Genomic DNA, 9,383 nt, shown 5'->3' with positions numbered 1-9,383 from the left:
CTGCACGGTGGGTGGTGTGAGAGGGGCAGATCGCCAGATCTCCCCTACTCGATTATCGATAAAACAAACTATTGATATTTTACTTTTATCTCTGGCATGTATTCTTCTTTAACAAACATTTTGATTTTAAAGATTGGCTGTTAGTAAATCTTAGACATAAATAATCCTGATAATATTGAATATAATGATTAAAATTTTCAATGAATACAATGAAGAGAGTATTTTAATAACGCAAGCTACTTGGACGGTACTAGTGTAGAATACATCTTAATTTGTTTTGAATTGTTTTGTAAAAATAGTGTTTTACATATTGTTTTTTTAAGATTTGAAAATGACAACACGATTAAATGGTTTTAGTTCGCAATCAATTGCAAAAATCGCACAGCTTGAAAAAAAGATTGTTTCATTAATTTCACCTCAAAGTTCTTTAGATAAAAATTCCGCTATGCAAATTGCTTTAGATATTGAAAATAAATTTATGCAATTTGACGGAAATATGGATGATAAGCATTTGCTGCAGCTGGATGATGCTCTTTACTATTATTATGTAGCTTTTATTCAAGGGGAAAAAAGAGCGTCTGAACATATTAATAAATTAGTTAAACAAGATGTAATTAGAACGCTAAATAAAATATTCAATAACGATAATGATAAAGTAGAGGAGTTTTTTTCGCTTTTGCAAAGTAAAAATGATTTTGAAAATGCTTTAATTCAGCTTGAGAGTTACTTTGCAACAACTTATAAGATAAATATCTATAAAGACGATCCTTCTCCTTGTGTAGATGCCAGGATTAATGAATTTGAGGTAATTTTTATACCGTCAGTATTGGTTTATTTTTACTATCAATGCGCTCGTAATAAATTAATTAATAAAGAGGAAGACTATTTACCTTTTTTGCAACAGTCCATTTCTAAGATGGAGGATATGAGTTTTTGCAGCAATTTTTATATGGATAGCTGTGATATTTTAAATTTACTGCTAAACAATGAGCTTCAATCGGGAATTGAAGATTTACAAATTATGCCCGGAATTCCGGCACAGACTGCGTATAAAATCGGTCTGGCGTATTATTTCGGTACTGATTTGCCCCATGATATTGATAAAGCCGGACGCTGGCTAAGTTATGCATCAATGGTCGGACATCCTGCCGCAATATATGCAAGGCAGTTATTTATTATGGATATAAATTCAAGTGCTGAAGATTGGGAAAGCGCATTAATAATTCCGTTGTTTCATGCTTTTAAGCTTGCTTTTAATCATGATAACGGTTTAGGCGGCGTCCGTTTTGACGGTGACTATTCGGAGGATTCTGAGTTTTCAGATAAAGAGTCTTTAATTACTGATTTACTCTATAACTTTTTATCTGTATTTTTAAATGCTGTAAAGCTTGGTCACCGTAAGCCTGAAGATTTATTGTCGTATTTGCTTTCATCTCAGGTGTCTGAATGCTTATTTGATGACGTGCCTTTGATGAAGGTTATGCAGGCAAAATTAATTTTATCTGATATTGAAAAATTTAAATCTTATGTAGCAAATTATGCTGCAAATGAAGAAAAGCCGAGCCAGACTTTCTATACCTTAGCTTTGGAATTACTAAAAGAAGCTTATGAATGCGGGCATTGTGAGCAAGCGTTGGAACCTCTTGCCAATTTGCTCATAAATCCTAAGTTTGATAAAAAGGACTTACCTTTAATAGAGCAGGCCGTAGAGCGTAGGGATTGTGCAGATATTGCGTTTAAACTCGGGTCTTATTATTGGAATTTATCAGGAGAAAAAAAGGATACGGCATTAGCCGAAAAATGGTGGTCAAAAGCAGCTCTTTTAGGCTCATCTCTTGCCTTATTTAATATGGCTATTTCTGCACTTGATAGCCGAGATTTGGAAAAGGCAGCAAAATATGCTTTAAAAGCCGTAAATTCAGGGGCAGTAATGGGCTATTACATTTTATATAGAGCTTTATTGCCGAAAGATCCTGAGCTTGCTCATACATATTTACGCTTAGGCGCTGAGTATGAGTTGTCTTCTTGTGTTAAAGAATATGCGCGCTTGAAAAAAGAAAGAAAGTTTAAGCCGCTTAAGTTTATTCAGATTGTGGATAAGATTGCGACTTTGTCAAATAAGGATCCTTCGGCTTGTTTATTTATGCAAAATGCATATATAAAAGGTACACTATTGCCGCGGGATGTGCATAAAGCGGAAAACTTTTATCGTAAAGGTGTTGCACTTACATCTACAATGGCGCAGTATTGTCCCGGTTATATTTTGGAAGATCTGACAGACTGCGCAGAAGATTCTTTTGCCTATAGAATAGGAGTTCCTTTTAATAAGGCGCACCGCTTTATAGTCAATTACTCTAAAAGAAATCCTTTAAAAGTTGAAACATCTAAAGCTTTAAAAGATTTAGTGGAAAAATTGTATGAATCTCTTGTTTTAGGAACAAGAGTAATGGAAATTGACGCTTTTTTAGGCTGTATCCATGATGATTTATTCAGCAGTTATGATATTGCAATAAAGTATGAACATCTTGATCATGAAGATAATGAAGCATTGTTCGCTTTAAGCGATACTTATCTAAAAGATGCGGCAAATAGACTGTGTTCTCAAACATTCAGGTTGGGCGCTATCGGAAGCGGATCTGAGAATTCAGGGGCAATTCCTTATTCATTAATGCTTAATTCTTTATTGAATAATGAGCATGTAAATTCTCTTTATGAATATATAAAGGGAATGATTGCACTTCGTCCGATGGCGTGTAAACCGGATATGGCTGCGGCTTATAAATTCTTTAAACGAGCGGCAAACGGCGGATGTGAAGCTGCGTTTATACTAAGTGAAATATCATTTGATATGTTTTCATATCATCTTGAAAATAAATTTACGGATTGCTCTATTGACAGTACAATAAGCGGATTCATTAACACCGGTATTACTCAATAATATGCAATATTTATTAAAAATTACATTAAAAGATACGCCGGTTTGGCGTTTGGTTGCAATTGACGGAACTGCTGATATAGCTTTTGTCGCAGAGCTTATCGCCGCTTCTTTTGATTATGAAAAAGCAAGACGCCTTTTTGTCGTTAACGGAGTTGAATACAGTGCCGGCAACGGCGGTAATGTTGAAAATGTAAAAGAGTTGTCTTTGTTTGATGAATTGCATTTAGAGCAGGGGCAAAACTGTATTTATCGCCATAATCTGAACAATGAGCTTATTCATAACGTAGAAGTTATGAAAAAAGAAGATCATTTGTTTTGTCTTATGCCTTCAACATTAGTCGGAGCCGGTTTGTTGCCAAAAGATCTGTCTTTTGATCTTGAACATATAAATGCTTATTTTGATAAAGATGATATTGACAGCCTTGATTTACGAGAGTGCACAAAAAGAATGAGGGCTTTAGGTGTAAAAAGAAAGGATTTAAATGAGTCGCTGCTTCGTCTTGGAGCTTGTGATTTTAGCGTAAAAATCAACGTTTGATGTCACTCATGGATTAAACTTATTATGAAAATTAATGCGCCGTTTTGGCGCATTAATTAAATACTTTGCACTATTTTATATTTGTCCTGATATAATTTTTAGTTCATTAAACGATATTGAATTTCGTTTCAATTCGAAATAAATATATCCCTTTATTTCGGATCAAAAAAGTTTTGATAATCAGTCAGACTTTTCATCAATTCTTCATTAACAGCAGATAACCGTCTGACGTTAATGACAGTCATTACGTCCTTTTATGTTGTATAGCGGCGTAGCAGATCTATAGATCTATTCATATTTCATTGGTTAAAGAATTAAGTTCAAAAGTCGCAAGACTTATGGAGCTGTTTTTTATGAGCGGAAGTTTGTTATTTTGCATATGTCTGGCATATTTTGTTGTCGCATATTTTTGCTATGGCGGATATTTAAAGCGTGTTTTTAGAATCGATCCTAAAAATCCGACTCCTGCACATACCCAATTTGACGGTATTGATTATGTACCGACTCCACGAATTGTGCTTTTTGGGCATCATTTTGCATCAATTGCAGGTCCGGGGCCTATCGTTGGCCCGATTATGGCGGCATATTTCGGTTGGCTGCCTGCTTTAATTTGGATTTTAGTGGGTTGCGTTTTTGTCGGAGCTTTCCACGATTTTGCAGCCATGGTGATGTCAGTGCGTAATAAAGGTCGTTCCATTTCATACATAATGGAAGATCTTATGGGTTATGCAGGGCGTATGCTGTTTTTGATTTTCTGCTGTTCCTGCTTGGTCCTCATTGTAGGTATCTTTACTTTACTTATAGCCGGCATGTTCGTACAGATCCCGGCAGTTGCCACTGCATCTTTGCTCTTTATCTGTATGGCTCCGTTGTTCGCTCTTTGCTCAATGAAGCTTGGATTTGGACTTAAAAAATCATCCTTTGTCTTTGTTCCTCTGGTGTTTTTAACCGTTTTGATTGGTGATTTATTGCCGATCGATTTGGTTGCAAGCTTCGGTATGTCTAAACAAGGAGCTACATATATCTGGATTGCCGTTTTGGCTGTGTATGTTTTTGCCGCATCAGTTGTTCCGGTGCAATGGCTGCTTCAGCCTCGTGATTACCTGAACTCTTATCTTTTGTACGGGATGTTGGCTTTAGGTATTGTTTCTATCATTGCTTATAATCCTGATATTAATTTAAATGCCTTCAATGGATGGACTGCATTGACTGCAGACGGCAATATGACAGCCATGATCCCGGCTTTGTTTATTTTCATTGCTTGCGGTGCATGTTCTGGATTCCATTCGTTAGTTGCCTCAGGTACCACTTCAAAACAAATTAATTCCGAAAAAGATCTGCTGCCCATAGGTTATGGCGGCATGATTTTAGAAGGTGTTTTAGGCGTTATGGCATTAGTTGCTGTAATGGCAATGGATCCTGCTACTTTCTTTGAAGTAGGTAAAAATCAACCTATGGCTTTTGCTACAGGTATCGCGTCTTTCTCTGCAGCTCTCGGCATTCCTGAAGTTTACTCTAAAGTTTTCATCTCTCTTGCAATTTCTGCCTTCATGATGACTTCACTTGATACAGCAACTCGTCTTGGGCGTTTCTTGTGGCAAGAGTTGTTTATGCCGCGCACTAAGAAAGAAAATAATGATATTGCAGTTTCTAAGAATGAGCCGCAAATAGCACAATGGAGAAGGATTATCACTAATCCGTTTTTAGCTGCTTTTATCATTGTAGGTCTTTCAATGTTAATGGCGTTAACCGGCAGTGCTGCAAGTATATGGCCGATTTTCGGTGCATCAAACCAGTTAATGGCAGGTTTAACTTTCCTTGGTATTACACTTTATCTGATGATAAAAGGCGCCAACTGGATCATTTCTTTCATTCCTATGGTTCTTATGATGGTAATGAGTTTGTGGGGTGTCGCTCAGGTGGTCTCTCAGCAGTGGGGGCAAAATTCGGTTCTTGTAGTATCCGGTATTTTCCTTTTTGCCATGGCTGTTTTGATGATCCTATTAGGAGCTTCAATTATGCTGCATCATTTAAAAGCTATTTACGGTAAGAAAGAATTTGCTTACGCTAAAGTAGAAAATGATTGATTAATTATTGATTAATATTTAAATACCCGCATTAAACAAAACATGTTTTCTGCGGGTTTTTCTTTTTTGAGTCTTTTCTTTTGTTAAAATTTACTTAAGGAGAATTTTATGGAAGGAAAAGTCACAATTTACGATATTAAGACCAAGCAAGGCCGTATTCAGGCAAACGACGGCAATATATACAGTTTTGATGCTTTGGCTTTTATAAATAAAAAAGATGAATCTTTAATAAAAGAAGGAATGTCTTGCAGTTTTGAATTTATTGAAAATAAGTTAAGTAATTTTCGTCTAAAGGATGCTGAAGATTTTATTTTTAGGAATGAAACTTTTAAAGAGCCTTCAAATCTTGAGCTTATTTCCGGTGAGTTGCCGACTAATTATACGTTAATTGATAAAGCTAAAGTTTCTATAGCCAAGACAGATCGCATCAGAGAAAAAGCTATATATAAATTAAAACATGATTGTAAAATGCTAGGTGCCAATATCGTACTTGATGTTAAGGAAAGCACTAATATAAGAAGTGCTATGGGATACGGTTTTAAGTTTTACACGATAGAGGGAGTTCCTGCTACGGTAGGAATCTCCGATCCTAAGGGTACCGTATCGCGTGCTGATTTATCTCATCGTCTGCTCCATAAAAAAATAATTAAATTAAAAAATAATGTTGAGACTATAAAAATAGCTAATTTAGCACTTAAAATTTGTGGCGTAATTTTGTTTATTATTTTTCTTTTGGGATTTATTTTTACCTTGTAATGACCTTACTTCTTGCAAACAAAAGATAGTTGTCATAAGCTAACTACAAATGTTTGCAGGAGGTCGTTGTGGATACTTTAATTCTTATTGTCATTACAATTTTGGTAATAATCCCCTGCTTTTTGGGATTACGCAGAATAATAGGTACTTTTACCGGAAAAAGCAGCACTTGCGGATGCTCATCAAAAGAATGTCACTGTAATGATAAAAAGCAGTGATATTAACTTTTGAATAAATATATTTATGTTTCAAAGAACTAAATACAGAATTGTTTATGGTATAGTTATCCGAAGGCTTTTGAAAATGCAGCATAGATAGCGGCAGTTTTTTTGAAAACTGGTGTTGCATTAATTTTAGTTTTCTTATTGAAAATTAGTTTAATAGCTTGAAAAAGAAAAGCCTTGGCACTATTTATAGTTTATAAAAGTCCGGTTTTTTAAGAAGGCGGTTATGCAAGATAACGATCCGATTTACAACGTTGGTCATTTGACCGAAGACACATTGCGCAAACTTGAGGCAAGCGGTTTGCGTATGACTGTTCAACGACGACATATTATTGATATTTTAATGAACAGTAGTTGTACTTCACCAAAAGAATTATGGTATGAAGCAAAACAGTTTGTGCCGGATCTTGGAATTGCTACCGTATATCGATTGATAAATCGTCTTGAACAAATCGGTGTCCTTTCTAAAGCTCGTAATTTGGGAATGCAGCCGCAAATTCCCGAGCTTGGTACCTTAACTGATGCTCGCGGTAAAAATATCAATCGACAGATTAAATTAGCGTTAAATGAAGTAGTTCGTTTAGGCCTTATTTCCAAAGGGGCTATAGGACCTAACAATAATATTCAATTATCTTTAGTCGGAAATAAAATTAATATCACGGTAGTAAAATAAAATGACCAAGCCACAAGTTCCTACTGTTCAGGATGCTGTTACTGAGCCTGTTCCTCCTCGTGCCGGGATTATTGCAGAATCCGGAGAGAATTATCTTGAAACGATTTTAATTATAAAAGAAAGAAATGAGAACGGCCTTGTTAGAGCGGTAGACGTTGCTAATGAGTTAGGTTTTTCAAAACCAAGCGTCAGCAGAGCTCTTGCTATGCTAAAAGAACGCGGATTAATTAAGATCGCTCCGTCAGGTGCCATTTTATTTACTCCTGACGGCAGGGTTCTTGCAGAACATGTATTTGAACGCCATCAGTTGCTGACCGTTTTTTTAAAGAACATTGCTAATGTGCCGGCTGACATTGCTGAACATGATGCGTGCCGTATAGAGCACGTTATTTCAGATGAAACCATGAACGGAATTCGTACTTATCTTAAAGATAAAAAATTAATTTAAAAAAGCTAAGTAATAACTAATAAGTAAAAAACTGTCGCTTTGGTCGGCAGTTTTTTATTCCTTGTGCTCAATGATATCTCCGACTACTGCATTAAGGCTTTTAATTAGATCTTGAGGGTTAACTCCCACGGAAAAGCCGCGCCTGCCTCCGCTTACTAAGATTTCATCAAACTTTAAAGCCGTTTCCGATAATACGGTCAGGGTTTTTCTTTTTTGACCGAAAGGACTTATTCCGCCGATTACATAGCCGGTAATACGTGAAGCAGTAGGTTGGTCTGTCATCTCTAAATCTTTTACTTTAATTAAGCGTGCTACGTTTTTAAGAGAAATCATTGCATTTACAGGGACAACACAAGTTACGTAAGTTTTATCATGATGCAATATTATTGTTTTAAATACCTTATCTTCTTTAATATTTAAAGCAGTAGCGGCAAACTTTCCGAAGTCGTGGTCTACAGTACATTTGTACTCATAGGTTTTGTATGTGATTTTTTGCTTTTTTAAAAAGTTTTGAGCTGGGGTTATCATGAATAATTCCTTGATAATTCATTTTTAATTAAATTTCGCGAAAAATATTATAGAAGAATCTTTTGTCTTTTCTTATTATCTATTTTTATGTTGACGTAAAAATATTAAAAATTTTCTTGCTTATTTAAAATTTTTCTATATAATTTATCGCCATCGGATGCGGGCATAGCTCAGTTGGTAGAGCATAACCTTGCCATGGTTAGGGTCGCGAGTTCGAACCTCGTTGCCCGCTCCAAAATTAGAAAGACAGCACCTTTAGGTGCTTTTTTCGTTTTTGCGTGTCTAATTTTCTTTTTTAGTTTTTGACAATTATTTTGTGATTTGGTGTTTTTAATAAAAATAAAGGTGACTTAAAAAGGTTATCTTTACAGAGAAACAACAAATCAATTCGTTTATATTTTAATGAATCAATTTTTTGCTAAATTCTCAAATTCCGACCTTTTAGTCACCACCGAGGTTATATTTATTTGGAGATAATTATTTCGTTGTTTTTATTTAAGTTTAAGTCCGGTAAGTTTTAATATTTCTTCCTTAACTTTGGCAAAATCCTGACATAAAATTCCGTGGATCCCAAGTTTGTTAGCCATATCGATATTATTTTGATTGTCATCAATAAAAATGCACTCTTCAGGATTTAGGTGATAGCGCTCAAGCAGTAAATGAAAAATCCTTTTCTCAGGTTTTTTCATTTTTTCTTCGCCTGAGACAACGATCCCTTCAAAAATTTCTAGGAATTTATAATTATTGTAAGCAAAAGGAAAGGTTTCAGAAGACCAATTGGTTAAACCGAACAATTTAAATTTATGTGACGCGTTAACTTGCTCTAAAATGCTGACTCCTTCGTCAATTGGTCCGCTTATCATTTCAGGCCAGCGGTCTTTATACAATTGGATTTCTTTTGCATATTCAGGGTGAATTGCAATTAGCTCTTTGACGCCTTCGGCAAATGGCTTTCCGGCATCCATTTGGGAATTCCACTCACTGGTACAAATTTTTTGGAGAAAGTTCTCCATCTCTTCTTCGGTTTTAAAGACTTTACGGTATAAATATCGAGGATCCCAGTCAAGAAGGACTCCGCCGAAATCGAAAATAAAGTTGTTAATAGCCACGGCAAATCTCCTTTAAACCGCTTAATTTATAAGTTTTAATGATAATCAAATGTTGAACGGATTTTTGAGTTTTTCCTGAAAT

The 9,383-nt window shown here is 35.4% G+C and carries 9 protein-coding genes and 1 tRNA gene; 8 read left to right on the top strand and 2 right to left on the bottom strand.

Annotated elements, in window-relative coordinates; all coding sequences use genetic code 11:
• Positions 1-331: 331 nt before the first annotated feature.
• From HMPREF9444_RS05670 to HMPREF9444_RS05645, 7 genes are all read left to right on the top strand, one after another.
• Positions 332-2,938 carry a tetratricopeptide repeat protein gene (locus HMPREF9444_RS05670; protein WP_009143438.1) on the top strand — a complete coding sequence of 869 codons (2,607 nt, stop codon included), beginning with the start codon at positions 332-334 and terminating at the stop codon, positions 2,936-2,938.
• A 1-nt stretch (position 2,939) separates the two neighbouring features.
• Positions 2,940-3,476, top strand: coding sequence for a hypothetical protein (locus HMPREF9444_RS05665; RefSeq protein ID WP_009143437.1), 537 nt, complete (start codon positions 2,940-2,942; stop codon positions 3,474-3,476).
• A 353-nt stretch (positions 3,477-3,829) separates the two neighbouring features.
• Complete coding sequence (locus HMPREF9444_RS05660; protein WP_040909300.1) at positions 3,830-5,563, top strand: carbon starvation CstA family protein; 1,734 nt, start codon at positions 3,830-3,832, stop codon at positions 5,561-5,563.
• 108 nt (positions 5,564-5,671) lie between these two features.
• Positions 5,672-6,319 carry a hypothetical protein gene (locus HMPREF9444_RS05655; RefSeq protein WP_009143435.1) on the top strand — a complete coding sequence of 216 codons (648 nt, stop codon included), beginning with the start codon at positions 5,672-5,674 and terminating at the stop codon, positions 6,317-6,319.
• Positions 6,320-6,387: 68 nt separating this feature from the next.
• A complete protein-coding gene (locus tag HMPREF9444_RS10985; RefSeq protein WP_009143434.1) occupies positions 6,388-6,537 on the top strand; it encodes a hypothetical protein in 150 nt (49 codons plus the stop codon).
• Between the two features lie 232 nt (positions 6,538-6,769).
• Positions 6,770-7,216, top strand: coding sequence for a transcriptional repressor (locus tag HMPREF9444_RS10595; RefSeq protein ID WP_009143433.1), 447 nt, complete (start codon positions 6,770-6,772; stop codon positions 7,214-7,216).
• Position 7,217: 1 nt separating this feature from the next.
• Positions 7,218-7,664 carry a metal-dependent transcriptional regulator gene (locus tag HMPREF9444_RS05645; protein ID WP_009143432.1) on the top strand — a complete coding sequence of 149 codons (447 nt, stop codon included), beginning with the start codon at positions 7,218-7,220 and terminating at the stop codon, positions 7,662-7,664.
• A 54-nt stretch (positions 7,665-7,718) separates the two neighbouring features.
• Here HMPREF9444_RS05645 and ybaK read toward each other — a convergent pair whose 3' ends face one another.
• A complete protein-coding gene (ybaK, locus tag HMPREF9444_RS05640) occupies positions 7,719-8,192 on the bottom strand; it encodes a Cys-tRNA(Pro) deacylase (protein WP_009143431.1) in 474 nt (157 codons plus the stop codon).
• 159 nt (positions 8,193-8,351) lie between these two features.
• Here ybaK and HMPREF9444_RS05635 point away from each other — a divergent pair.
• Positions 8,352-8,427, top strand: a tRNA-Gly gene (locus tag HMPREF9444_RS05635).
• Positions 8,428-8,683: 256 nt separating this feature from the next.
• Here HMPREF9444_RS05635 and HMPREF9444_RS05630 read toward each other — a convergent pair.
• Positions 8,684-9,301: an HAD family hydrolase gene (locus HMPREF9444_RS05630; RefSeq protein ID WP_009143430.1), complete on the bottom strand. Its 618-nt coding sequence runs from the start codon at positions 9,299-9,301 to the stop codon at positions 8,684-8,686.
• Positions 9,302-9,383: the final 82 nt, after the last annotated feature.

The sequence above is a fragment of the Succinatimonas hippei YIT 12066 genome, assembly GCF_000188195.1.
Lineage (GTDB): Bacteria > Pseudomonadota > Gammaproteobacteria > Enterobacterales > Succinivibrionaceae > Succinatimonas > Succinatimonas hippei.
Note: the sequence above shows the minus strand (reverse complement) of the source record. Positions and strands in the feature narration are given on the sequence as shown.

Excerpts from the sequence above, each read along its gene's own strand:
- HMPREF9444_RS05670 (WP_009143438.1), top strand. The coding sequence starts at position 332 with ATGACAACACGATTAAATGGTTTTAGTTCGCAATCAATTGCAAAAATC.
- HMPREF9444_RS05665 (WP_009143437.1), top strand. The coding sequence starts at position 2,940 with ATGCAATATTTATTAAAAATTACATTAAAAGATACGCCGGTTTGGCGT.
- HMPREF9444_RS05660 (WP_040909300.1), top strand. The coding sequence starts at position 3,830 with ATGAGCGGAAGTTTGTTATTTTGCATATGTCTGGCATATTTTGTTGTC.
- HMPREF9444_RS05655 (WP_009143435.1), top strand. The coding sequence starts at position 5,672 with ATGGAAGGAAAAGTCACAATTTACGATATTAAGACCAAGCAAGGCCGT.
- HMPREF9444_RS10595 (WP_009143433.1), top strand. The coding sequence starts at position 6,770 with ATGCAAGATAACGATCCGATTTACAACGTTGGTCATTTGACCGAAGAC.
- HMPREF9444_RS05645 (WP_009143432.1), top strand. The coding sequence starts at position 7,218 with ATGACCAAGCCACAAGTTCCTACTGTTCAGGATGCTGTTACTGAGCCT.
- ybaK (WP_009143431.1), bottom strand. The coding sequence starts at position 8,192 with ATGATAACCCCAGCTCAAAACTTTTTAAAAAAGCAAAAAATCACATAC.